This is a genomic window from Streptomyces sparsogenes, from assembly GCF_001704635.1.
Taxonomy (GTDB): domain Bacteria; phylum Actinomycetota; class Actinomycetes; order Streptomycetales; family Streptomycetaceae; genus Streptomyces; species Streptomyces sparsogenes.
On record NZ_MAXF01000035.1, the window covers coordinates 46,214 to 67,896 of the forward strand.

The window sequence follows — 21,683 nt, forward strand, 5'->3', positions numbered from 1 at the left end:
CCCTCACCCCACCGCGAACAGCGGTGCCAGCACCAGCTGCGCCGCGCCCTCCGCCACCGCCTGGCCGCCCCGCCCGACCACGTCCACCGGGACCGCGCGCCCGCCGGCCCGCGCCGCGTCCGCGGCCAGCGTGGCGGCCACGCCGCGGGCGTACGGCTCGGGGTCGGCCAGCACGACCCGGCCGCCGAGCAGCACCCGGTCGATGTCCAGCAGCCGTACGAGGTTGGCGGCGCCGACGCCGAGCAGGCGCGCCGCCCGGGCCGGATCGCCGTCCGCGACGGCGGCCAGGCACAGCGCTTCCAGGCAGCCCCGGTTGCCGCAGCCGCAGGGCGGCCCGTCCAGCTGGATCACCTGGTGCCCGAACTCCCCCGCGTCGGTGCGGGCTCCCCGGTGGACGGCCCCGCCCAGGACGAGCCCGGCGCCCAGGCCGGTGCCGAGGTGGAGATAGGCGAACGACCCGGCGGGCCGCCGGGCGCGGCCGACGGTGAGCCCCAGGGCGGCGGCGTTGGTGTCCTTGTCGAGGACGACGGGCAGGCCGAGCCGCTCGCCGAGCGCGTCCCGCAGCGGAAAGCCGTCCCAGCGGGGGAGGCCGGTGACCCGGCGCAGCACCCCGGACCCGTGGTCGAGCGGCCCGGGCGCGGCCACCCCGGCCCCCAGCAGCCCGTCGCGGCCGCCGCCCGCCTCGGCGAGCAGCGCCTCGACCTCGCGCCCGGCCACGGCGAGCGCCTTCGCCGCCCCGGCGCCGAAGTCGAAGGGGACCGTGCGCCGGCCGAGGGTGGTGCCTGCGAGGTCGACGAGGACGGCGGTCAGCTCGTCGCGGTCCAGGTGCAGCCCGACCGCCCGGCGCGCGCCGGGGACCAGCCGCAGGACCGTGCGCGGCTTGCCTCCGGTGGACGCCCGGTGGCCCGCCTCGGCGGCCAGCCCGTCCGCCCGCAGCCGGGCCGTGATCTTGCTGACGGCCTGCGGGGTCAGCCCGGTCTGGGCGGCCAGTTCCAGGCGGCTGACCCCGCCCTCGCCCGCGTCCCGCAGCAGGCCGAGGACGAGCGCCGCGTTGTGGCCGCGCAGGGCGGACAGGTTGGCTCCGGGCACGCCGCTGTTCAGGCCACTGTTCACGCCACCATTGTGGCCGCCGCTTGCGCTTCCGCAACACTGTTGTCAAAGTGGCCCCATGGCTTCCCTGGCTGACACCGGCACCCCTGGTTCCACCCCCGCACGCGTCGCCCTGATCGGCTTCGGCCTGGCGGGCTCGGTCTTCCACGCCCCCCTGGTCGCCGCCACGGACGGCCTCGTCCTGGACACCGTGGTCACCTCCAGCCCCGAGCGGCAGCGGCAGGCCGCCGAGGAGTACCCCGGGGTGCGCCTCGCCGCCTCCGCGGACGAGCTGTGGGCGCGCGCCGACGAGCTGGACCTGGTCGTCGTCGCCTCCCCCAACCGCACCCACGTGCCCCTCGCGCACGCCGCCCTGGAGGCCGGGCTGCCGGTCGTCGTCGACAAGCCGCTCGCCGCGACCGCCGCCGAGGCCGAGGACCTGGCCGCGCTGGCCGAGCGCCGCGGGCTGCTGCTGAGCGTCTTCCAGAACCGCCGCTGGGACAACGACTTCCGCACGCTCCGCCGGCTGATCGCCGAGGGCGCGCTCGGCGACGTGCGGCGCTTCGAGTCCCGCTTCGAGCGGTGGCGCCCCCAGCTCAAGGGCGGCTGGCGCGAGTCCGGCGACCCGGCCGAGATCGGCGGGCTGCTGTACGACCTGGGCAGCCACCTCGTCGACCAGGCCCTCACCCTCTTCGGCCCGGTCACCTCCGTCTACGCCGAGGTCGACGTCCGCCGCCCCGGCGCCCGCACCGACGACGACACCTTCGTCGCCCTCACCCACGCCGGCGGCGTCCGCTCCCACCTGTGGATGAGCGCGACCGCCGCCCAGCTCGGCCCGCGCTTCCGGGTCCTGGGCAGCCAGGCGGGCTATGTGAAGTACGGCCTCGACCCCCAGGAGTCCGCCCTCCGCGAGGGCCTGCGCCCCGGCACCGACGGCGGCGCCCCCTGGGGCACCGAGCCCGAGGCCGCCTGGGGCCGGCTGGGCGCCGGGGAGTCCCCCCTGACCGGCGGCGGCGAGCCCGTGCCCACCCTCCCGGGCGACTACCCCGCGTACTACCGGGCCGTCGCCACCGCCCTGCGGACCGGCGGCGCCCCGCCGGTCACCGCCGCCGAGGCCGCGGCCGCCCTCCGCGTCCTGGAGGCGGCCCGCACCTCGGCCGCGGAGGGCCGCACGGTCACGCTCCCTTGAGCTCCTGCCGCTGCCGCCCCAGCCCGTCGATCTCCAGCTCGACGACGTCCCCGGCCCGCAGATACGGCTTGGGTTCGGGCCGTCCCAAGGCCACGCCCGCCGGGGTGCCGGTGTTGATGACGTCACCCGGGTAGAGGGTCATGAACTGGCTGAGGTAGCGGACCACCTGGGCCACCGGGAAGATCTGGTCCGCCGTGGTGCCGTCCTGCTTCAGCTCGCCGTTGACCCACAGCCTCAGGGCCAGCGCCTGGGGGTCGGGGACCTCGTCGGCGGTCACCAGCCAGGGGCCGAGGGGGTTGAACGTCTCGCAGTTCTTGCCCTTGTCCCACTGGCCGCCGCGCTCGATCTGGAACGCCCGCTCCGAGACGTCGTGGGCGACGGCGTAGCCCGCGACCGCGGCGAGGGCCTCCTCGTCGGACTCCAGGTAGCGGGCCGTCCGCCCGATGACGACGGCCAGCTCCACCTCCCAGTCGGTCTTCACGCTGCCGCGCGGCACCAGGACCGTGTCATCGGGGCCGACGACCGTGTCCGGGGCCTTCATGAAGAGGATCGGCTCCTCGGGGATCGCCGCGCCGGTCTCCGTGGCGTGGTCGTGGTAGTTCAGCCCGATGCACACGATCTTGCCGATACGGCCCAGGGGCGGGCCGATACGGGAGCCGGCGTCCAGCGCGGGCAGCTCCCCGGAGGCGGCCGCCTCGCGGATCCGGGCGAGCGCCGCCTCATCGGCGAGCAGGGTCCCGTCGATGTCCTCGACCAGGCCCGACAGATCGCGCGGGGTGCCCGTCTCGTCGAGCACCGCCGGGCGCTCGGCCCCCGCCGGTCCGACACGCAGCAGCTTCATCCTGATGACTCCCGTAGATCGAAGGGTCGAAGGGGCGCTCCCTGGCTGGCGATCCTCCAAGAGCCACGTCCACTCCGCAAGACTCCGTTCACCTACTGGACCGGCCGGCCCCTTGGGCTCCCTTCTTGGCCTTCACGTCTCGCTCCTCGCCCTTCGCGGCCGCCTTCTCGTCGGGGCCCTGACGGTGCAGCAGCGCCCGCTCGACCGCGGTCCAGGTCGTGCTGGTCGCCAGGTACAGCCCGGCCGCGAGCGGCACCACGGCCGCGGTGACGAGCGTGCCGAACGACAGCAGGGGCAGCAGCCTGGCCGCGCCGGCCGGGACCCCGGGGGCGGCCGGCCGGTCCCCGGCCGCCTTGACGGCGCGGCGGTACGTCCAGGCGGCGACCGCCGCGATCAGCGCGAACAGGGCCAGGTAGACCGGGCCGTGGGGCGGGGTCGGGTCGCCGCCCCACCGGCCGCCCAGCGGGGCGCCCGCCAGGGTGTGCTCCAGCAGGTCACCGGCTCCGCTGCCGGTGGAGAACAGGTGGTACATCACGAAGAAGACGGGGAGCTGGAGGAGCGTCGGCAGACAGCCCGCCAGCGGCGAGGCCGACTCCTTCTCGTACAGCTCGGCCACGGCGCGCCGCAGCCGCTCCGGATCGCCCTTGTGACGGCGGCTCAGCTCCGCCATCTTGGGCGCGAGCGCGGCCCGCGCCTTCTCGCCGCGCACGGCCGCGCGGGCGAGCGGATGGAGCGCGGCGCGCACGCACAGCGTGAACAGGACGATCGCGGCGGCCGTCGCGGACGCCCCGAACAGCGGGGCGAGACGGTCGGCGAGCCAGGCCAGCAGGGTGCCCAGCGAGGCGAAAACGGACATGGGAAAGCCCTCCACGGGGTCTCGTCGTGGTGCCGGAACGCGTGCCGGAACGCGGTGCCGGAATCGGTGGGATCCGGTGAGTCGGCGTGACGAGCCGCGCGGGCTTCAGGGCCCGGATGCGGGTTGCGCCCGGATACGGGACGCGCCCCGACTCGGGACGCGCCCGGATACGGGTTTCGCCCGAATGCGGGTCGCGGGATGCGGGAGAAGAGCCCCTACGCGGCCGTCGGCAGGCGACGGCCCGGCGCTCGCGGCCGCGGCCGGCCGGAGGCGTCGGGATCCCGCTGGGCCAGGAACGCCGTGCGGCGCTCCCTGTCCCGTATCGCGGTGCGTATTCGCCCCGGCGGAAGCGGGGCGAGACAGCGGGCGGCCAGCAGCGCGCAGGTCAGCAGCGCGGCCGCGAGCGCGGCGGTCGCGGCGAGGGCGACGGCGCTGATCAGGCCGGTGTGGGTGAGGAGCGATCCCGTCAGCAGGAACAGGAGCACGCCGAGGTGCGCCCGCAGCACTTCCACGCGATGGACCATCGGACTCCCCCTCCCCCCGCGATTCCCCTGCTCCGCCCGCTACTTGAGTTCGAAAAAGAGTCTAGCCGCCGCCACCGACAGCGCGCGGCTCGGCCGCCTTCAGCCTGCCCCACACCACCAGCCGGTACCGGGAGGTGTACTCCGGGGTGCAGGTCGTCAGCGTGATGTAGTAGCCCGGCTCGGTGTAGCGGTAGCGCGGATGCCGGGAACTGTGCGGCACCGCCGCGACGACCGTGCCGTCGGAGGGCGAGGTGCGCGCCAGGGTCCGCTCGACGACATACGTGTAGCGGGCGTCGGCCACCTCGACCCGGATCGTGTCGCCGGGGCGCACCTCGTCGAGGTGGCGGAACGGCTCGCCGTGCGTGTTGCGGTGGCCCGCGAGCGCGAAGTTGCCCGCCTGGCCGGGCTGCGCGGTCTTCGGGTAGTGGCCCACGTAGCCCTTGTTGAGCACCCCCGCCCTGCTGATGCCCTCGGCCACGGGGGCGGTCAGCCCGATGCGGGGGATGCGCAGCACGGCGTAGGTCTGGTCCCGGCTCGGGCTCCGGGGTCCGGCGGCCGCGGGGGAGGTACGGGTCCCGGCGCGGCCGGAGTCCGGAGCGGAGGCGCCGGGCGAGGCCCCCGACGAGTCACCGCCGGGCCGTTCCCCCGCCGAGCCGTCCCCGTCCCCGCCCCCGGCGCGCCACTCCCGCTCCAGGGCGGCCACTTCCCGCTCGGCGCCCTCCCGCGCCTGCCGGTTGGTCCACCACAGCTGGTGGACGACGAAGAGCAGCATGACCAGACCGAGGGTGACGACGAGCTCCGCGCCGGTCCACAGGACCCGCGCCAGGACCGCCCGCCGCGCGCGCCGCCCCCGTACGACCACCGGTAACCGCTGCCGCCGCACGCCGACCTCCCTCCGGTCGGGGCACCATAGGCCCTGCGGCCCGCACTCTCCAGAGCCACGCGCTCGCCAGAGCAACGCCGGGCCGGCACACCCCCTACGCCCCCAGCAGCCGCGAGACCGTGTAGATCACCAGCCCGGCCAGCGCGCCGACGACCGTGCCGTTGATCCGGATGAACTGGAGGTCCCGCCCGATGTGCGCCTCGATCTTCCGCGAGGTGTGCTCCGCGTCCCAGCCCGCCACGGTCTCGGTGATCAGCGAAGTGATCTCGTCCCGGTAGGTGGTGACCACGTACACCGCCGCGTCCTCCAGCCATCCGTCGACCTTCGCCCGCAGCCGCTCCTCCGTGGCCAGCCGTGCGCCGAGGGAGAGGATCGCCGCCCGCGCCCGCAGCCGCAGCTCGCTGCGCTCGTCCTCCGCCGCCGCGACGATCATCGCCCGTACGGAGGCCCACGCCGAGGCGATCAGGTCCTGCACCTCGCCCCGCCCCAGCACCTCGGTCTTCAGGCGCTCCACGCGCGTGCGGGTGTCGGTATCGGACTGAAGGTCGCCCGCGAAGTCGGTGAGGAAGCGGTCCAGGGCCCCGCGCGCCGGGTGGGCCGGCATGTCGCGCATCTCGCTGACGAACCGGAGCAGTTCCTTGTAGACCCGCTCGCCGACCTTCTTGTCGACGAACCGCGGCGTCCAGCCGGGCGCGCCGCCCGCCACCGCCTCCATCACCGACTCGTTGTGCTCGACGAGCCAGTCGTGGGCGCGCAGGCACACCAGGTCCACGACCCGGCGGTGTCCGCCGTCCGCGACAATTCGCTCCAGCATCTTGCCCAGGCCCGGTGCGATCTCCTGCGCGTCGGCGCGCCGGGTGATCGCCTCGCCCACCACGGCCTGTACGTCGGAGTCGCGCAGCACCCTCAACGCGCCGCGCAGCGCCGTCGCCAGTTCGGCCGTCACCCGGTCGGCGTGGGCGGGTTCGGCCAGCCAGGTGCCCAGCCGGCTGCCGATGCCGACGGTCCTCAGCCGCTGCCGCACCACGTCGCCGGACAGGAAGTTCTCGCCGACGAACTCGCCGAGGCTCACGCCCAGCTGGTCCTTCTTGGTGGGGATGATCGCGGTGTGCGGGATCGGCAGCCCCATGGGCCGCCGGAACAGCGCGGTCACCGCGAACCAGTCGGCCAGGGCGCCGACCATGCCGGCCTCGGCGGCCGCGGCCGCGTAACCGGCCCAGCCGCCCGCGCCGGCCGACCGCGCCCAGGTGGCCAGCGCGTACACCACGGCGACGGCCAGCAGCAGCGCCGTCGCGATGGTCTTCATGCGGCGCACGCCGCGGCGCTTCTCCACGTCCAGGGGGCTGTCGAAGGAGAAGGCCGCGGACGGCGGCGCTCCCGACTCACCCGTCGTCATCCGGTCCATCCGGTCCATTCGCTCCACCCGGTCGAGCCGTCCCCTCGGTCATTGTCTCTTTCCTATGTCAGTCGCCCATGGAGTGGAACGTACGGGCGGTTCCCATCGTCTGAGTGGGCGAGCGGCCCCGTACGCCGGGGGCAGGCCGACGGGCGGACGCGGCCGGGGCCATGGGATCATGGTGAACCGACCGGACCGCATCGGCGCGGCTGATCTCTCGCAGTTATCGTCCACTTTCGGAAGCCCAGGGTTGGGAAACCCAGGCTCCGTCTGCCCGAGGAGACACCCGTCCATGAGTGTGCCCCCCATGCCCAGACGCACGGCTTATGCCGTGCTCGCTGCGCTGGCGGCGGTGGTGGTCCTCATCTCGACCGCGATATTCGTCGGAGTCGGCAACAGCGACGGCAGCCTCGACGCCGCCGCCCGCAAGCCCGGCGGCTCCGCCGCCCCGGCCTCGGCCGGCACCTGGGTGGGCACCTGGTCCACGTCCGCCGCCGCGGCCGAGCCCAACACGCTGCGGGGCTACGCCGGTATGTCGATAAGGAACGTCGTCCACACCAGTGTCGGCGGCAGCCAGGCGCGCATCCAGCTCTCCAACCTCTACAGCGCCCGCCCGCTGACGATCACCCACGCCTCACTCGCCCTGGCGGCCGCGCCCAGCAACCCGACCGCCGCCGCGGGCACCATGCGCCGTCTCACCTTCGGCGAGCGCTCGTGGGTGACCATCCCGCCCGGCCAGGCCGCCACCAGCGACCCGGTGCGGCTGGACATCCCGGAGGCCGCCGACCTGCTGGTGACCACCTACACCCCGCGCGCCTCCGGCTCGGTGACCTACCACCCGCACGCCCGCCAGACCTCCTACCTGGCGCGCGGTGACCGTACGGAGGACACCGCGGGGGCGGCCTACACCGAGCAGAGCCCGTACTGGCGCTATCTGACGGCCGTGGACGTGTGGAGCACGGAGGCCCACGGCGCCGTCGCCGTCATCGGCGACTCCATCACCGACGGCATCACCTCCACCGCCGGGGCCAACCACCGCTGGACCGACTTCCTCGCCGAGCGGCTGCGCACCGAGCCCGGCGCCCCCCGCTACAGCGTGCTCAACTCGGGCATCAGCGGCAACCGCGTGCTGACCGACGGCACCCAGGTGCCGCCGAACAACCCCAGCGCCCTGTCCCGCTTCGAGCGCGACGTGCTCTCCCGTACGGGCGTCAAGGCCGTCGTCGTCGAGCTGGGCGTCAACGACATACTGCGCCCCCCGCACCAGACCGACGCGGACGCGATCGTCAGGGGGCTGCGGCGGCTGACCGAGCAGGCCCACGCGCGCGGGCTGCGCGTCGTCGGTGCCACCCTGGCGCCCTTCTACGGCCACCGCGGCTACACCCCGCGGCTGGAGGCCGTGCGCCAGCAGGTCAACACGCGGATCCGGGCGGGCGAGGTCTTCGACGCCGTGGTCGACTTCGACCAGGCGCTGCGCGACCCGGTCTCCCCGCTGCGGCTGCGCCCCTCGTACGACTCGGGCGACCACCTCCACCCCAGCGACGACGGCTACCGGGCGATGGCGCGGGCACTCGACCTGGACGACCTCAGGGGCGGCGCGGCGGCCGAGTTGTAGCCGGCCGGGGCGGGATCCGCCCCCGTGCGATCCGAACCCCGTGCGATCCGAACCCCGTGCGATCCGAACCCCGTGCGATCCGCACCGGCGGGATCCGCTCCCGGCTTCTAGTCGTCCGACCAGCGCCTGTCCAGGGACCTCCGCCGCTCGCGCCGCTCGGCCCGCAGCTCCCGCCGCTCCTCGTGGCGCTCGGCCAGGAACCGCTTGCGGTCCTCCTTGATGCGCCGGCGCTCCTCCTTGCGCAGCTTGCGCTCCACGGCCACGCCCCCGAACAGGGCGAGGCCGGTGACGGTCACCCGGGGGGAGCCCGGCGAGCCCTCGCCGGACCCGCTGTGGTCGAAGGCGCCCAGGATGCCGACGCCGCCGACGTGGACATCGAGGTCCGGCGGGGCGGTCACCTGGATACCGCCCATGATCGCGAAGCAGCGGATCACCGTGTCGCGGTCCTCGAAGCGGGCCTCGCGCAGATCGATCTCGCCGCCGCCCCAGAAGACGAAGGAGGTGAAGCGGCGCGGGACGGTCCAGCGGCCCTTGCGCTGGAAGCCGCTCATGACCGCGATCCCGGTCCGGGAGGTCGGGGTGGAGCCGACCCGCCCCGTCCAGCCGTCCTCGGCCGCGGGCGCGGGATCGGCGGCGGACGGGCGGCCGGGCACCGGGAGGTCCCGTACGAGCGGTTCGAGTTCGGCGTGGGTCCGGGCCCGGTACGCCGCGTCCAGGCGCTCCTCGAACTCCTCCATGGTGAGACGTCCTTCGGCGACGCCCTCCCTGAGCGCCTCGGCGATCCGCTCGCGCTCGGCGTCCGAGGCCCGCATCTGCGACCCGGCCTGGGGTCGGGGCGCCATGTCCCCCGAGGATGCACCGCTCGTCATACGGACAGACTAGTCGGGCCGGGCCCCGAGGCCACGTCAGTCTTCCCCGCCGGGTACAGCATCCGGGCGATGACGTCCTCGATATCGGGCTCCCGCACCGACAGGTCGACCAGCGGATATCCGTCGGCCACCGCCGCCACGAGCGGCGCGGCGCTGCTCCCGGCCGGGAACGCGAGCCACTGCCGCGGCCCTTCGACCCGCACCGTCCGGCAGCCCGGGATCTCGATCGGCGGCAGCTCCCGCTCCAGGTCGACGACGAGCGTCCGCTCGCTCTCCCCCACCGCGTGCAGCCCCGCCAGCCCGCCGTCGTACACCAGCCGCCCATGGTCGATGACCATCACCCGCTCGCACAGCTGCTCGATGTCGGTCAGGTCATGGGTGGTCAGCAGCACGGTCGTGCCCTGCTCGGCGTTCACCTCGCGCAGGAACTCCCGCACCTTCGCCTTGCTGACCACGTCGAGCCCGATCGTCGGCTCGTCGAGGTAGAGCACCTCGGGGTCGTGCAGCAGGGCGGCCGCGATGTCGCCGCGCATCCGCTGGCCAAGGGAGAGCTGACGGACCGGCACCTCGAGCAGCGCGCCGAGGTCCAGGAGTTCCACGCACCGGTCCAGGTTCTCGCGGTACCGGCCGTCGGGGATCCGGTACATCCGCCGCACCAGCGCGTACGAGTCGCGCAGCGGCAGGTCCCACCACAGGGTCGTGCGCTGCCCGAAGACCACGCCGATGCGCCGCGCCAGCCGGGTGCGCTCGCGCGACGGGTCGATCCCGGCCACCCGCAGCCGGCCGCCGCTGGGCACCAGGATCCCGGTGAGCATCTTGATCGTGGTGGACTTCCCGGCGCCGTTGGGCCCGATGTAGCCGACCATCTCCCCGCGCGGCACCCGGAAGCTGATGCCGTCCACGGCGCGCACCTCGCGCCGCTCGCGGCGCAGCAGCCCGGCCCGGCGCCGCACCTGGAACACCTTCTCGACCCCGTCGAGCTCGATGAAGTCGTCGTCCGCGCACCCGTCCATCCCGGCTCCCCTCAACCCCTCTCACAGCCTCTCTCAGCTCCCCGTGCTCCGATACGACCGCAGCCCCCGCCGCCAGAGCAGCCCGGCCAGCAGGCAGCAGCCGAGCGCGACCAGGGGGGCGGCGAAGCCCACCTGGCCCGGCAGGCCCAGCGGGTTGTCCCGGCGCAGGATGTGCAGCGCGGGCAGCCAGTTGACGAAGGCCAGCGGGATCACGAAGGTGACACCGCGCAGCACCTCCCGCCCGAAGACCGTCGGCGGGTACTGCAACAGGGTGTTGCCGCCGTAGGTGAAGGAGTTCTGCACCTCGGAGGCGTCGTTGGCCCAGAACTGGAAGGCCCCGCCGGCCACGAAGACCGCCCCGAAGATCGCGCCCCCGCTCAGCAGCATCACCGGCACCAGCAGCACCCGGTCGACCGTCCAGTCGATGTCCAGCCGGACCAGCGACCAGACGAGCAGCAGCAGCCCCTGGCTGATCCGGCCCAGCCTGCGCAGCGCGAAGCGGTCGGCGGCCACCTGGGCGAGGATCGGGACGGGCCGCACCAGCAGCGTGTCCATCGTGCCGTCCCTGACCCGGCGGCCGACCCGGTCCATGCTGCCCAGGATCAGGTCCGCGAGACCGAAGGCGGTGCTGGTGGTGCCGTACAGGAAGGCCACCTCGGGCAGGGTGAAGCCGCCGAGCGTGCCGACGTGCGAGAACATCAGCGCGATCACGACGAAGTCCAGCCCGGTCGCCGCGAAGTTCCCGACCGTCATGATCAGGAACGAGGTGCGGTACGCCATCGTGGAGCGCACCCACATCCCGACGATCAGCAGATAGGCGCGCACCCCGTGGTACGCGCGGGAGCGAAGCGATTCAGCCACCCTGCACGACCACCTTCCGTGTGGCGACCGACTGCAGCACCCGCCCCGCCGCGAGCAGCACGGCCGCCCACCCCGCCTGGAAGGCGAAGGCCCGCACCAGCCCGAGCCCGCGGTGCTCCCCGAGGAAGACATCGGCGGGCACCTGCAGCATCGCCGCCCACGGCAGCGTCCGCGCCACCTCGCCCAGCTCCCCCGGGAAGACGTTCAGCGGAAGGATCATGCCGGAGAAGAAGAGACACAGCAGCCCACTCATCATCGAGATCCCCGAGGCGTCGAGCAGCCAGAAGGCGCTGAGCGCGACCAGGTAGCGCACCGCGAAGCCCACGCACACCGCGAGGGCGACCGACAGCAGGAACCACACCCAGGTCAGCGCGGAGCGGGGCAGCGTCAGCTCGAAGACCAGCGAGCCCAGCACCATCGGCGCGATCCCGCGCCCCAGGAGCTGGAACAGGGCCCGGCCCAGGTCCCCGGCCAGCCACCACAGCTGAAGGTCCACCGGTCGGTAGAGGTCGACCGCGATGTCCCCCGAGCGGATCCGCTCCTGCAACTCCTCCTGGAAGCCCCCGCCCAGCAGCGCCACGGCCGCCAGCAGCGCCTGGCCGATCCACACGAAGGTCAGGGCCTGGGAGAGGTCGTAGCCGCCCAGGTGCGGCCGCTGGTCCCACAGGGCCATATAGGTGTAGGCGACGATGCAGCCGAAGACCGTGTTGGTGAAGATCCCGGCCGCGGTGGCGACCCGGTACGTCGCGTAGCGTCTGAAGCCGCTCATCGTGACGGCCGCGTACAGCCGCATGGGACAGCCCCTCTCCCCCCGCCCGGCGCCAAAGCCCTGGAGCTTAGCCGCGCCGTGGGAGGGAGAGCCAGGCATTATTCACCCGGCCGGGGCGTGGAAGACCACCCGGATGGCGGGTGCGGCATCGTCCATTCCGCCGGTCACAGAGCTGTCACAGGTGTGGGCCACGGCTTTGGTCCGGAACGGATGATGCGACAGTGTTTTATGGGGCGTACCAGGCCAACCGCCCGACCGTGCACGATTCCGCCGCGGCACAACCCTCGACGGCGGTCTAGGAGTCTCAAAGGACATGAGCGACGAGCCCCAACTGATCGACGGCGGCATGGGCGGCGCAGACGTCACCGGCACCAACGACACCAGCGACCACGGCGATGCCGAGCCCGCCCGCCCCAAGGGCAGGAAGGGCCGTCCCAAGCGCACCGGCTGGCGCCGGCTGCTGCCCACCTGGCGGATGGTGCTCGGCGGCTTCCTGATGATCGTGCTGCTCGTCGCCGGCGGCCTGGTGACCGGCTACCTGCTCGTCGACATCCCCGCGGCCAAGGACATCGCCGTCGCCCAGAGCAATGTCTTCCTCTACTCCGACGGCACCCCGCTGGCCCGCGAGGGCAAGGTCAACCGGGAGTACGTGCCGCTCAGCCAGGTCCCCAAGACCACCCAGCACGCGGTGCTCGCGGCCGAGGACCGGGACTTCTACTCCGAGTCGGCCATCAACCCCGAGGCCATGGTCCGCGCCGCGTGGAACACCGCCACCGGCAAGGGCAAGCAGTCCGGCTCCACCATCACCCAGCAGTACGTGAAGAACTACTACCTGGACCAGGAGCAGACCGTCTCCCGCAAGGTGAAGGAGTTCTTCATCTCGATCAAGCTGGACCGGGAGGTGAGCAAGGACGACATCCTCGAGGGCTACCTGAACACCAGCTACTTCGGACGCAACGCGTACGGCATCCAGGCCGCCGCCCAGGCCTACTACGGCAAGAACGCCAAGGACCTCGACCTCGGCGAGGGCGCCTACCTCGCGACCCTGCTCAACGCCCCCAACGCCTACGACGTAGTCACCCACCCGCAGAACAAGGACCGGGCGCTGGCCCGCTGGAACTACGTCCTGGACGGCATGGTCAAGAAGGACTGGCTGAGCAAGGCCGCCCGCGACCGGATGACCTTCCCGATGCCCGGCAAGGTCACCGTCCAGTCGGGCATGTCCGGGCAGCGCGGCTACCTGGTCGAGGCCGTCGAGGCGTACCTCACCAAGAACGGCATCATCGACGAGCAGACCCTGGCCCGCGGCGGCTACCGGATCACCACCACCATCGACCGGAAGAAGCAGGACGCCTTCGTCGCCGCCGTGCGCGAGAAGCTGATGAGCAAGCTCAGCGACTCCCGCAAGGTCGACAAGTACGTCCGGGCGGGCGGCGCCTCCATCGACCCCAAGACCGGCGAGGTGGTCGCCCTCTACGGCGGCATCGACTACACCAAGCAGTTCGTCAACAACGCGACCCGCACCGACTACCAGGTCGGGTCCACCTTCAAGCCGATCGTGTTCACCTCCGCCGTGGAGAACGGCTCCACCACCCAGGGCGGGGAGCCGATCACCCCGGACACGATCTACGACGGCACCAACAAGCGCGAGGTGGTCGGCCCCGAGGGGCCCACCGGCTACGCCCCGGCCAACGAGGACGACGTCGACTACGGCTCCATCGACGTCACCACGGCCACCGACAACTCGGTGAACTCCGTCTACGCCCAGATGGCCCAGGACGTCGGTCCGGCCAAGGTCAAGCAGACCGCCATCGCCCTCGGCATCCCCAAGGACACCCCCGACCTGACCGCCTCCCCCTCCATCGCGCTCGGCCCCGCCACGGCCAGCGTGCTGGACATGACCGAGGCGTACGCGACGCTCGCCAACCACGGCCGGCACACCCCGTACAGCCTGGTCTCGAAGATCACCGAGATCACCAAGGACGGCCGGGAGATCGCGCTCCCCAAGAAGAAGACCGACCAGGCCGTCCCGCGCGCCGCCGCCGACACCACCACCACCGTCCTGCAGAGCGTCGTGGACGGCGGCACCGCCACCGCCGCCCAGGCCGCCGAGCGCCCCGCCGCGGGCAAGACCGGCACCGCCGAGGACGACAAGGCGGCCTGGTTCGCCGGCTACACCCCGGACCTGGCGACGGTCGTGGCCGTGATGGGACAGGACTCCGCCACCGGGGCCCAGAAGTCGCTGTACGGGGCGACCGGCCTGCCCCGCATCAACGGCGGCGGCTACCCCACGGAGATCTGGGCCGCGTACACCGCCGCCGCGCTCCAGGGACGCACCCCGGCCGAGTTCGACCTCAGCTCCGAGGACGGCGCCGACGCCCCCACGCTCCCGGCCGACACCACCACCCCGCCGGCCGTCACCACGCCGCCGGAGACCACCACCCCGCCGGCCGGCGAGGACCCCACGACCGACCCCGCCACCGACCCGACCCAGCCCACCTTCACCCCGACGACGGCCCCGACGACCCAGCCGACGTACACCCCGCCGACGGGCGTCCCGACCTCGCAGCCGACGACGGCCGACCCGGGCGGCGGACCGGGCGGGCCGGGTGACCCGGGCGGCCCCGGCGGCCCCGAGTCGGGCGGCTGAGCAGCACAGGCGACAGAAAACGCGCAGGGTGGTGGCTCCGGCCACCACCCTGCGCGCATGCGGACCGCCTACATCCGACTACATGGACCGGCTACATGGGACCGGCTACATGGGACCGGCTAGAGATACAGCCCGGTGGAGTCCTCGGACCCCTCGAGCCGCTCGGCCGCGACCGCGTGCAGATCGCGCTCCCGCATCAGGACGTACGCGACGCCGCGGACCTCGACCTCGGCCCGGTCCTCGGGGTCGTAGAGCACCCGGTCGCCCGGCTCCACGGTCCGCACGTTCTGCCCGACCGCGACCACCTCGGCCCAGGCCAGCCGCCTGCCGACCGCCGCGGTCGCCGGAATGACGATGCCGCCGGTCGAGCGCCGCTCGCCCTCCGGGATGTCGGTTCGTACCAGCACCCGGTCGTGCAGCATCCGGATGGGCAGCTTGTCATGGGAGGTGTTCGTACTCACGCCCTTGACCGTACCTGGCCGGGCGGCGCGCCGGTGGCACAGCCCGGGCAGAGCCCGCCCGGGCACCCGTGCCGCCCCGCCCCGCTCCCGCCGCCCCGCTACGGACGGCGACGCCGCGAGGACACCGCGTACAGCCCGGCGAGCCCCACCACCAGGAGCGCCACCGGAATGATGCGCTCCAGCCGGGGGGCGCCCTCCTCGGAGACGAACTGGGCGCGCACGCCGGTGACGGCGCGGTTCACCGACACATAGGCCCGCCCCGCCGTCCGGTCCACGGCCGCGGCCGCCTTCGCCTTCGCGTCCCCGACGATCGTCTTGGGATGCATCCGCACCCCGATCTCGTCGAGCGTCACGGCGAGCTGCTGCCGCCTGCGGGCGATGTCCGCCTCGATCTGCGCAGGGGTCCTGGCCTCCGACACCGCGCTGCCTCCGTCAATCTCGATGATCCGGTGATGGACAGTGTGTCAGTTCCCCCTGGCCCCCGCCCCACAGCACCCCCGATCGGGAACCTGGCTAATGTCGGGTACGTACACACCCGCGCCACGCACACGTGCCCCGAGGAGACCCCACCATGAGCGAGCGCCTGCAGCCCGGCGACACCGCCCCCGCCTTCACCCTCCCCGACGCGGACGGCAAGCCTGTCTCGCTCGCCGACTACGCGGGCCGCAAGGTGATCGTCTACTTCTACCCGGCCGCCCTCACCCCCGGCTGCACCAAGCAGGCCTGCGACTTCACCGACAACCTCGACCTCCTCGCCCAGCACGGCTACGACGTCGTCGGCATCTCCCCCGACAAGCCCGAGAAGCTGGCCAGGTTCCGCGACAAGGAGAGCCTCAAGGTCACCCTCCTCGGCGACCCCGACAAGGAGATCCTCCAGGCGTACGGCGCGTTCGGCGAGAAGAAGATGTACGGCAAGACGGTCACCGGCGTGATCCGCTCCACGGTCGTCGTCGACGAGCAGGGCAAGGTCGAGCGGGCCCTGTACAACGTCCGCGCCACGGGCCATGTCGCCAAGATCATCAAGGATCTGGGCCTCTGACCCGACCGCCCCCAGGGCGGCGCCCGGCGCCGCGGGGTGGTCAGGTCACCCCGCGGCGCCGCTCCGGCATTACCTGGCGCGTAATCGACCGCTTCCGGCGGCTCGGACATCCTGATCACATCGCAGCGACGAACCGCTGAACCAGGATGAACCAGGGAGCCGAGATGTTCTTCGAGACCACTGACGGGACCCGCCTCGCGTACGAGGACTACGGGCAGGGCCGGCCGATCGTCTTCGTCACCAGCTCCATGCTCAACACCGAGATGTGGGAGTACCAGATCCCCTTCTTCGTCGAGCAGGGCTTCCGCTGCGTCTCCTTCGACCGGCGCGGCCACGGGCGCTCCGACCGCCCCTCCACCGGCTACGACATCGACACCCTGGCCGATGACCTCGCCGCCTTCCTCGACCACCTCGACCTGCACGACGTGATCTTCGTCGCCCACTCCCTGGGCGGCGCCGAGGTGGCCCGCTACCTCGGCCGCCACGGCGAGGACCGCGCCGACCGCGCCGTGTTCGTCTCCGCCATCCTGCCGTTCCTCAAGCAGACCGAGGACAACCCGGAGGGCGCCCCCGAGGCCGCCCTGGACGCCACGCTCGCCGCGATCCGCACCGACCGCCCCAAGTGGCTCACCCGGCAGTCACAGGCCTACTTCGCCACCCAGCTGGGCACCGAGGCCTCCCCCGCCATGATCGACTGGAAGATCCGGATGTGCCTGTCCGCATCCCCCTGGGCCACGCTCCAGGTCCAGCAGACCGTCTTCCACACCGACAACCGCGAGTACCTGCGCGGGCTCACCCTCCCGACCCTGGTCATCCACGGCGACGCGGACTTCTCCGCCCCGGCCGAACTGACCGGCCGCCGCACCGCGGCGCTGATCCCCGGCACCGTCTACAAGGAGTACCCGGCGGCCGGGCACGGCCTCTACGTCACCCACAAGGATCAGCTCAACGCCGACATCCTCGACTTCATCAAGTCGTGACGTCCCTCGCCTCGGACACCGGGCGCTGTGCGTGACTTCTGGGCAGCGGGTTCGTTACTCAGTGCGATGGTGCTACGTGTGGTCGCACAGGGAGGGGAACCATGCGCATCAGATATACGCCCGAGCTGCTCTCGGAAGTCGCGCGCACCTCGAAGACCATCGATGAAGCCATACGGCGATCCGGGGGCAAGCCGACTGTCGGCAGCAGAAGCTACCTCCGCCGCAAATTTGCCGAGGCGGGCATCGACGCCTCGCATCTCCGCACGCCGCCGGTGCGCCACAGCGAGTCGCGACTCCGCGAAGTCGTCGCGTGTTCCACCAGCGTGGCCGAGGTCGTCCGCCGTCTGGGGATCAGGCCCGTGGGCGGCAATCAGGCGCACATCGGCCGCCGCATCGCCGCCCTCGACCTCGACATATCGCACTTTTCGGCGACATCCCCCAAACGTCCTAGGAGGCGCTTGAGGGATCGTCTGGTTCTGGGCTCACCGTCGGACGGAAGAATCCCCGGCGAACGGCTGCGTAAAGAACTCATCCATCGTGACGTTCCGGAAGTGTGTGCGTTGTGCGGCACGGGCCGGGAATGGAACGGCAAGCCGCTGCGCCACGAGGTCGACCACATCAACGGCAACTGGTGGGACAACCGCCCGGAGAACTTGAGGCTCCTGTGCCCCAACTGCCATGCGGTGACAGACACGTACCGCGGTCGCAAGCGACGGGGCGCGGCATGAGTCGGCGTGGCACGAAGCGGCCACTTCCTCGGGACGAACTGCTGAGGGCCGTCGCCGAGTCGTACAGCGTGGCCGGGGTATTGCGCGCTCTGGAGCTCCCCAACGGGGGCGCGAGCCGTGCTCTGGTGCAGCGGAGCATCGCCTCGTACGGGATCTCGACCGCCCACTTCATCGGACAGGGCCACCAGGGCGGCCGCCTTTCTCCCCATCGCAAGTCCGCCGCCGCGATCCTCCGGAAGCTCGAACCTGGGGCCGCGCGGACGAAAAGCTCACAGCTGAGGCGCGCGCTCGCGGAGAGTGCCGTGCCTCGAGTCTGCGGCGAGTGCGGGACGGGTGACACCTGGCAGGGCCGACGCCTCGTCCTGGAGATCGACCACATCAACGGGGATCGGTGGGACAACCGCCTCGAGAACCTGCGATATCTCTGCCCTTCCTGCCACAGTCAGACCAGGACATTTTCGGGCCGCGGACGCCAGCGCACCGCCCCTTGGCGTCAGTGATTCGACACACAGTAGACTCACGCGTGGCGGGCCCGTACCCCAGCTGGCCAAGAGGGCGCCGGTTTAGGTCCGGTGTGTCGTGGGTTCGAGTCCCACCGGGCCCACCGCGGAAGGCGCGGCACCAGACGGCTGCCGCGCCTTCGTCTCACTCACCCCAGCAGATCCCGCACCACCGGCGCGAGCGCCCGAAACGCCTTGCCCCGGTGGCTGATCGCGTTCTTCTCCTCCGGGGTCAGCTCGGCGCAGGTGCGGGTCTCGCCGTCGGGCTGGAGGATCGGGTCGTAGCCGAAGCCCCCGCCGCCGACGGGGTCGCGGCGGAGGGTGCCGGGGAGGCGGCCGGTGACGACGCGTTCGGTGCCGTCGGGGAGGGCGAGGGCGGCCGCGCATTCGAAGTGGGCGGCGCGGTGTTCGTCGGGGACGTCGGCGAGTTGGGCGAGCAGCAGCTCCAAGTTGGCCCGGTCGTCGCCGTGGCGGCCCGACCAGCGGGCCGAGAAGATGCCGGGGGCGCCGCCGAGGACGTCGACGCACAGCCCGGAGTCGTCGGCGACGGCGGGGTGGCCGGTGGCCCGGGCCAGGGCGTGGGCCTTGAGGAGGGCGTTCTCGGCGAAGGTCACCCCCGTCTCCTTGACGTCGGGGGCCTCCGGATACGCGTCGGCGCCCACGAGTTCGACGTCGAGACCGGCGTCGCTCAGGATCGAGCGCAGCTCGGTGATCTTGTAGGTGTTGCGGGTGGCGAGGATCAGGCGCTTCATGGGTGTCGATTATCGACGGTGCCGTCAGGGGCTGCAGACCTTGGTCAGCTCGCCCGCCGCGTCCGTGACGGGGCCGAGGTCGGGGTCCTGGCCCTTGTCGATGGCGGTCTGGACGTTGTCCACCGCCGTTTGGAGGTGGTCGACGGCCTTGCCGACATCCGCGTTGTCGGTCTTGTCCTTGATCTTGTCGATGTCCTTGTCGAGGGCGTCGAGCAGGTTGTCGGCGTCCTGCGGGTCGACCGCGGCGCCGGTCACGGCGTCCTGGAGGTTGTCCACGTCGGTGGAGATGTCCACGGCGAGCTGCGCGCAGTCGATGGCCTTCTCGACCGCGCCGCAGCCGGCCGTGAGCGGCACGGCGAGGACGACGGCGGTGAGCGCGGCGAGCGCGGTCGTACGGCGGTGGTGGCGCGGCGCCATGGACGGGTCCCCTCCCCTGGTGGCGGTGCGGGCGCCCGCCTTCGCGCGCGCCCGCCCCCGGTTTCCGTACCTGACTACACGCCAACAGGCGGCCGAGGGTTGCTCGGCGGCGTTGCCCGGTGGCGCTGCCCGGCGCGGGTCAGAGCTCGCCGGCGAGCGCCGCCCGCTGGATCTCGGCCAGTTCCCCGCAGCCCGCGACGGCCAGGTCCAGCAGCCCGTTGAGCTCCTCGCGCGCGAAGGGCTCGCCCTCGGCCGTGCCCTGGACCTCGACGAAGCGCCCGTCGCCCGTGCAGACGACGTTCATGTCGGTCTCGGCGCGCACGTCCTCCTCGTAGCACAGGTCGAGCAGCGGGACGCCGCCGACGATGCCGACGCTGACGGCCGAGACGGTCCCGGTCAGCGGCTGGCGGCCGGCCTTGATGAGCTTCTTGCCCTGGCCCCAGGTGATGGCGTCGGCGAGGGCCACGTACGCACCGGTGATGGCCGCGGTGCGGGTGCCGCCGTCGGCCTGGAGCACGTCGCAGTCCAGGACGACGGTGTTCTCGCCGAGGGCCTTGAAGTCGATGACGGCGCGCAGCGAGCGGCCGATGAGGCGGGAGATCTCGTGCGTACGGCCGCCGATCTTGCCGCGGACGGACTCGCGGTCGCCGCGGGTGTTGGTGGCGCGCGGCAGCATGGCGTACTCGGCGGTGACCCAGCCCTCGCCGCCGCCCTTGCGCCAGCGCGGCACGCCCTCGGTGAAGCTGGCCGTGCACAGGACGCGGGTGCCGCCGAAGGAGACGAGGACGGAGCCCTCGGCGTGCTTGCTCCATCCGCGCTCGATGGTCACGGGGCGGAGCTGGTCGGGGGTGCGGCCGTCGATACGAGACATGGGTCGAGCCTATCGGCAATGCCGAGGGCGGTTCAGTGGCTCAGGTCAGGCCGGCCACATCAGGTCAGCGGCTTCACATGAGGTCTTCGATCTCGGTGGCCACGGGGTCCGCGTCGGTGCCGATGACGACCTGGACGGCGGTGCCCATCTTCACCACGCCGTGCGCGCCGGCGGCCTTGAGCAGGGCCTCGTCGACGAGGGCGGCGTCCTTGACCTCGGTGCGCAGACGGGTGATGCAGCCCTCGACCTCGATGATGTTGTCGATACCGCCGAGCCCGGCGACGATCTTCTCAGCCTTGCTGGCCATGTCCACTCCTGTTGTCTCGGCCTGGTGCTCGGGTCGCTTCTCGGCCCTGGGGCGATCCCTGGGCGATCCCCGGGGCGATACCGGCGAGCGGGTTGTCATACGTTAACCAGGTTTAGCCCGGTTCGCTCGGCCATGTCCGCCGCCGAGACCTCCGCCAGTGGTTCAGACCACCATGGCTCGGGAGTCCCAGGCGCAGGAGTGCCGGGCGAGAAGCGCCGGGCTGAGGAGTCGCACAGGCCGAGGCCCCGGAACCGAGCGGTTCCGGGGCCTGGTCAGGTACGGCGGCTGCCGCCGTCAAAGCTCGTAGACCGCGCCCGCCTTCGCCAGCTCCACCGGCCCGCCGAAGACCGCCTGCGCGTCCCGCTGGTTGATCTGGGGATCCGTCCACGGCGGGATGTGCGTCAGCACCAGCGTGCCGACCCCGGCCCGCCGCGCGTGCTCCCCCGCCTGCCGCCCGTTCAGGTGCAGCTCGGGGATGTCCTCCTTGCCGTGCGTGAACGCCGCCTCGCACAGGAACAGGTCGGCGCCCCGGGCGAGGTCCACCAGCGCCTCGCAGGGGCCGGTGTCGCCGGAGTAGACCAGTGAACGCCCGCCGTGCTCGATGCGGAAGCCGAACGCCTCCACGGGGTGGCAGACCCGGGCGGTGCGGATCGTGAAGGGGCCGAGGGTGAAGGTGCCCGGGGTCAGCGTGCGGAAGTCGAAGACCTCCTGCATGCACTTCTCGTCGGGCACGTCGTCATACGCCCGGACCAGCCGGCGCTCGGTGCCCTCGGGGCCGTAGACCGGGATCGCCTCGGCGCGCCCGCCGTCGTGCCGGTAGTAGCGGGCGACGAAGTACGCGCACATGTCGATGCAGTGATCGGGGTGCAGATGCGAGAGGAACACGGAGTCGAGGTCGTAGAGACCGCAGTGGCGCTGCAGCTCGCCGAGGGCGCCATTGCCCAGGTCGAGCAGCAGCCTGAAGCCGTCGGCCTCTACGAGGTAGCTCGAGCAGGCCGATTCCGCGGACGGGAACGACCCTGAGCATCCGACGACGGTGAGCTTCATGAAGCAGGAACCTCCTCGGGGGGTCC

General features: G+C 72.5%; 24 protein-coding genes and 1 tRNA gene. 8 read left to right on the forward strand and 17 right to left on the reverse strand.

All coding sequences use genetic code 11. The annotated features are described in order from the left end of the window. Positions 1 to 3: 3 nt before the first annotated feature. Complete coding sequence (locus tag BBH68_RS07460; protein ID WP_065959960.1) at positions 4 to 1,113, reverse strand: ROK family transcriptional regulator; 1,110 nt, start codon at positions 1,111 to 1,113, stop codon at positions 4 to 6. A 55-nt stretch (positions 1,114 to 1,168) separates the two neighbouring features. On the opposite strand from BBH68_RS07460, the gene BBH68_RS07465 reads away from it, so the two are divergent. Beyond that, on the forward strand, positions 1,169 to 2,278 hold the full coding sequence (locus BBH68_RS07465; protein ID WP_065959963.1) for a Gfo/Idh/MocA family oxidoreductase: 1,110 nt from the start codon (positions 1,169 to 1,171) through the stop codon (positions 2,276 to 2,278). Here the strand turns inward: BBH68_RS07465 and BBH68_RS07470 are convergent. The 5 genes from BBH68_RS07470 to BBH68_RS07490 all read right to left on the reverse strand — a co-directional run bounded on the left by BBH68_RS07470 (position 2,265) and on the right by BBH68_RS07490 (position 6,787). Next, positions 2,265 to 3,119 (reverse strand): fumarylacetoacetate hydrolase family protein, encoded by an 855-nt coding sequence (locus tag BBH68_RS07470; protein ID WP_065959965.1) that lies wholly within the window; start codon positions 3,117 to 3,119, stop codon positions 2,265 to 2,267. The genes BBH68_RS07465 and BBH68_RS07470 overlap by 14 nt on opposite strands. A gap of 88 nt (positions 3,120 to 3,207) precedes the next feature. Then, a complete protein-coding gene (locus tag BBH68_RS07475) occupies positions 3,208 to 3,975 on the reverse strand; it encodes a YidC/Oxa1 family membrane protein insertase (RefSeq protein WP_065959967.1) in 768 nt (255 codons plus the stop codon). 215 nt (positions 3,976 to 4,190) lie between these two features. Then, positions 4,191 to 4,499: a DUF6412 domain-containing protein gene (locus BBH68_RS07480; protein WP_065959970.1), complete on the reverse strand. Its 309-nt coding sequence runs from the start codon at positions 4,497 to 4,499 to the stop codon at positions 4,191 to 4,193. A gap of 61 nt (positions 4,500 to 4,560) precedes the next feature. After that, complete coding sequence (locus BBH68_RS07485) at positions 4,561 to 5,382, reverse strand: class E sortase (protein WP_065959973.1); 822 nt, start codon at positions 5,380 to 5,382, stop codon at positions 4,561 to 4,563. 94 nt (positions 5,383 to 5,476) lie between these two features. After that, positions 5,477 to 6,787, reverse strand: coding sequence for a DUF445 domain-containing protein (locus BBH68_RS07490; protein ID WP_425428785.1), 1,311 nt, complete (start codon positions 6,785 to 6,787; stop codon positions 5,477 to 5,479). Positions 6,788 to 7,085: 298 nt separating this feature from the next. Between BBH68_RS07490 and BBH68_RS07495 the strand changes: the two genes are divergently transcribed. Continuing rightward, positions 7,086 to 8,393, forward strand: a complete 1,308-nt coding sequence (locus BBH68_RS07495; protein WP_065959978.1) for an SGNH/GDSL hydrolase family protein — start codon at positions 7,086 to 7,088, stop codon at positions 8,391 to 8,393. A 107-nt stretch (positions 8,394 to 8,500) separates the two neighbouring features. Here the strand turns inward: BBH68_RS07495 and BBH68_RS07500 are convergent, their stop codons facing one another. From BBH68_RS07500 to BBH68_RS07515, 4 genes are read right to left on the reverse strand one after another with little or no spacing between them, the layout of a single operon-like run. Continuing rightward, the gene (locus BBH68_RS07500; protein WP_425428784.1) at positions 8,501 to 9,262 is read right to left on the reverse strand and encodes a DUF1707 SHOCT-like domain-containing protein; all 762 of its coding nucleotides are present in this window, start codon (positions 9,260 to 9,262) and stop codon (positions 8,501 to 8,503) included. Beyond that, on the reverse strand, positions 9,259 to 10,275 hold the full coding sequence (locus tag BBH68_RS07505; RefSeq protein ID WP_065959982.1) for an ABC transporter ATP-binding protein: 1,017 nt from the start codon (positions 10,273 to 10,275) through the stop codon (positions 9,259 to 9,261). The genes BBH68_RS07500 and BBH68_RS07505 overlap by 4 nt, the downstream gene beginning before the upstream one ends. 33 nt (positions 10,276 to 10,308) lie before the next feature. Beyond that, positions 10,309 to 11,073 carry an ABC transporter permease gene (locus tag BBH68_RS07510; protein WP_425428786.1) on the reverse strand — a complete coding sequence of 255 codons (765 nt, stop codon included), beginning with the start codon at positions 11,071 to 11,073 and terminating at the stop codon, positions 10,309 to 10,311. Positions 11,074 to 11,128: 55 nt separating this feature from the next. Next, a complete protein-coding gene (locus BBH68_RS07515; protein ID WP_065959986.1) occupies positions 11,129 to 11,929 on the reverse strand; it encodes an ABC transporter permease in 801 nt (266 codons plus the stop codon). 289 nt (positions 11,930 to 12,218) lie between these two features. Here BBH68_RS07515 and BBH68_RS07520 point away from each other — a divergent pair, with 289 nt between their 5' ends. Beyond that, a complete protein-coding gene (locus tag BBH68_RS07520; protein WP_065959988.1) occupies positions 12,219 to 14,555 on the forward strand; it encodes a transglycosylase domain-containing protein in 2,337 nt (778 codons plus the stop codon). 119 nt (positions 14,556 to 14,674) lie between these two features. Here BBH68_RS07520 and BBH68_RS07525 read toward each other — a convergent pair whose 3' ends face one another. Both BBH68_RS07525 and BBH68_RS07530 read right to left on the reverse strand, forming a co-directional pair. Next, positions 14,675 to 15,016 carry a GroES family chaperonin gene (locus BBH68_RS07525; RefSeq protein WP_065959991.1) on the reverse strand — a complete coding sequence of 114 codons (342 nt, stop codon included), beginning with the start codon at positions 15,014 to 15,016 and terminating at the stop codon, positions 14,675 to 14,677. A gap of 98 nt (positions 15,017 to 15,114) precedes the next feature. Continuing rightward, complete coding sequence (locus BBH68_RS07530; protein WP_065959993.1) at positions 15,115 to 15,435, reverse strand: DUF3618 domain-containing protein; 321 nt, start codon at positions 15,433 to 15,435, stop codon at positions 15,115 to 15,117. A gap of 152 nt (positions 15,436 to 15,587) precedes the next feature. Between BBH68_RS07530 and bcp the strand changes: the two genes are divergently transcribed. The 5 genes from bcp (at position 15,588) to BBH68_RS07550 (ending at position 18,367) form a co-directional block, all read left to right on the forward strand. Beyond that, a complete protein-coding gene (bcp, locus tag BBH68_RS07535) occupies positions 15,588 to 16,055 on the forward strand; it encodes a thioredoxin-dependent thiol peroxidase (protein ID WP_065959996.1) in 468 nt (155 codons plus the stop codon). 164 nt (positions 16,056 to 16,219) lie between these two features. Continuing rightward, the gene (locus tag BBH68_RS07540) at positions 16,220 to 17,035 is read left to right on the forward strand and encodes an alpha/beta fold hydrolase (RefSeq protein ID WP_065960038.1); all 816 of its coding nucleotides are present in this window, start codon (positions 16,220 to 16,222) and stop codon (positions 17,033 to 17,035) included. A 101-nt stretch (positions 17,036 to 17,136) separates the two neighbouring features. Beyond that, complete coding sequence (locus BBH68_RS38995) at positions 17,137 to 17,763, forward strand: HNH endonuclease signature motif containing protein (protein ID WP_076972156.1); 627 nt, start codon at positions 17,137 to 17,139, stop codon at positions 17,761 to 17,763. Beyond that, the gene (locus BBH68_RS07545) at positions 17,760 to 18,263 is read left to right on the forward strand and encodes an HNH endonuclease signature motif containing protein (protein WP_065959998.1); all 504 of its coding nucleotides are present in this window, start codon (positions 17,760 to 17,762) and stop codon (positions 18,261 to 18,263) included. The genes BBH68_RS38995 and BBH68_RS07545 overlap by 4 nt, the downstream gene beginning before the upstream one ends. Before the next feature lie 28 nt (positions 18,264 to 18,291). Then, a tRNA-Leu gene (locus tag BBH68_RS07550) sits at positions 18,292 to 18,367 on the forward strand. A gap of 45 nt (positions 18,368 to 18,412) precedes the next feature. Here the strand turns inward: BBH68_RS07550 and rdgB are convergent. The 5 genes from rdgB to BBH68_RS07575 form a co-directional block, all read right to left on the reverse strand. Beyond that, positions 18,413 to 19,015 (reverse strand): RdgB/HAM1 family non-canonical purine NTP pyrophosphatase, encoded by a 603-nt coding sequence (gene rdgB / locus BBH68_RS07555; RefSeq protein ID WP_065960000.1) that lies wholly within the window; start codon positions 19,013 to 19,015, stop codon positions 18,413 to 18,415. A 24-nt stretch (positions 19,016 to 19,039) separates the two neighbouring features. Further along, positions 19,040 to 19,432, reverse strand: a complete 393-nt coding sequence (locus BBH68_RS07560; protein WP_065960001.1) for a hypothetical protein — start codon at positions 19,430 to 19,432, stop codon at positions 19,040 to 19,042. A gap of 139 nt (positions 19,433 to 19,571) precedes the next feature. Beyond that, positions 19,572 to 20,303 carry a ribonuclease PH gene (gene rph, locus BBH68_RS07565; protein ID WP_065960002.1) on the reverse strand — a complete coding sequence of 244 codons (732 nt, stop codon included), beginning with the start codon at positions 20,301 to 20,303 and terminating at the stop codon, positions 19,572 to 19,574. 73 nt (positions 20,304 to 20,376) lie between these two features. After that, positions 20,377 to 20,709, reverse strand: coding sequence for a PTS sugar transporter subunit IIB (locus BBH68_RS07570; RefSeq protein ID WP_079150856.1), 333 nt, complete (start codon positions 20,707 to 20,709; stop codon positions 20,377 to 20,379). A gap of 195 nt (positions 20,710 to 20,904) precedes the next feature. Continuing rightward, positions 20,905 to 21,657: an MBL fold metallo-hydrolase gene (locus BBH68_RS07575; protein WP_065960005.1), complete on the reverse strand. Its 753-nt coding sequence runs from the start codon at positions 21,655 to 21,657 to the stop codon at positions 20,905 to 20,907. Positions 21,658 to 21,683: the final 26 nt, after the last annotated feature.

Bases quoted from the DNA above. Each gene is read 5' to 3' on its own strand.
- BBH68_RS07500 (WP_425428784.1), bottom strand. From the start codon at position 9,262: ATGACGAGCGGTGCATCCTCGGGGGACATGGCGCCCCGACCCCAGGCC.
- BBH68_RS07475 (WP_065959967.1), bottom strand. From the start codon at position 3,975: ATGTCCGTTTTCGCCTCGCTGGGCACCCTGCTGGCCTGGCTCGCCGAC.
- BBH68_RS07505 (WP_065959982.1), bottom strand. From the start codon at position 10,275: ATGGACGGGTGCGCGGACGACGACTTCATCGAGCTCGACGGGGTCGAG.
- BBH68_RS07560 (WP_065960001.1), bottom strand. From the start codon at position 19,432: ATGGCGCCGCGCCACCACCGCCGTACGACCGCGCTCGCCGCGCTCACC.
- BBH68_RS38995 (WP_076972156.1), top strand. From the start codon at position 17,137: ATGCGCATCAGATATACGCCCGAGCTGCTCTCGGAAGTCGCGCGCACC.
- BBH68_RS07490 (WP_425428785.1), bottom strand. From the start codon at position 6,787: ATGGACCGGATGACGACGGGTGAGTCGGGAGCGCCGCCGTCCGCGGCC.
- bcp (WP_065959996.1), top strand. From the start codon at position 15,588: ATGAGCGAGCGCCTGCAGCCCGGCGACACCGCCCCCGCCTTCACCCTC.
- rdgB (WP_065960000.1), bottom strand. From the start codon at position 19,015: ATGAAGCGCCTGATCCTCGCCACCCGCAACACCTACAAGATCACCGAG.
- BBH68_RS07480 (WP_065959970.1), bottom strand. From the start codon at position 4,499: ATGGTCCATCGCGTGGAAGTGCTGCGGGCGCACCTCGGCGTGCTCCTG.
- rph (WP_065960002.1), bottom strand. From the start codon at position 20,303: ATGTCTCGTATCGACGGCCGCACCCCCGACCAGCTCCGCCCCGTGACC.
- BBH68_RS07515 (WP_065959986.1), bottom strand. From the start codon at position 11,929: ATGCGGCTGTACGCGGCCGTCACGATGAGCGGCTTCAGACGCTACGCG.
- BBH68_RS07495 (WP_065959978.1), top strand. From the start codon at position 7,086: ATGCCCAGACGCACGGCTTATGCCGTGCTCGCTGCGCTGGCGGCGGTG.
- BBH68_RS07510 (WP_425428786.1), bottom strand. From the start codon at position 11,073: ATGTGGGTGCGCTCCACGATGGCGTACCGCACCTCGTTCCTGATCATG.
- BBH68_RS07545 (WP_065959998.1), top strand. From the start codon at position 17,760: ATGAGTCGGCGTGGCACGAAGCGGCCACTTCCTCGGGACGAACTGCTG.
- BBH68_RS07570 (WP_079150856.1), bottom strand. From the start codon at position 20,709: ATGACAACCCGCTCGCCGGTATCGCCCCGGGGATCGCCCAGGGATCGC.
- BBH68_RS07540 (WP_065960038.1), top strand. From the start codon at position 16,220: ATGTTCTTCGAGACCACTGACGGGACCCGCCTCGCGTACGAGGACTAC.
- BBH68_RS07470 (WP_065959965.1), bottom strand. From the start codon at position 3,119: ATGAAGCTGCTGCGTGTCGGACCGGCGGGGGCCGAGCGCCCGGCGGTG.
- BBH68_RS07520 (WP_065959988.1), top strand. From the start codon at position 12,219: ATGAGCGACGAGCCCCAACTGATCGACGGCGGCATGGGCGGCGCAGAC.
- BBH68_RS07465 (WP_065959963.1), top strand. From the start codon at position 1,169: ATGGCTTCCCTGGCTGACACCGGCACCCCTGGTTCCACCCCCGCACGC.
- BBH68_RS07575 (WP_065960005.1), bottom strand. From the start codon at position 21,657: ATGAAGCTCACCGTCGTCGGATGCTCAGGGTCGTTCCCGTCCGCGGAA.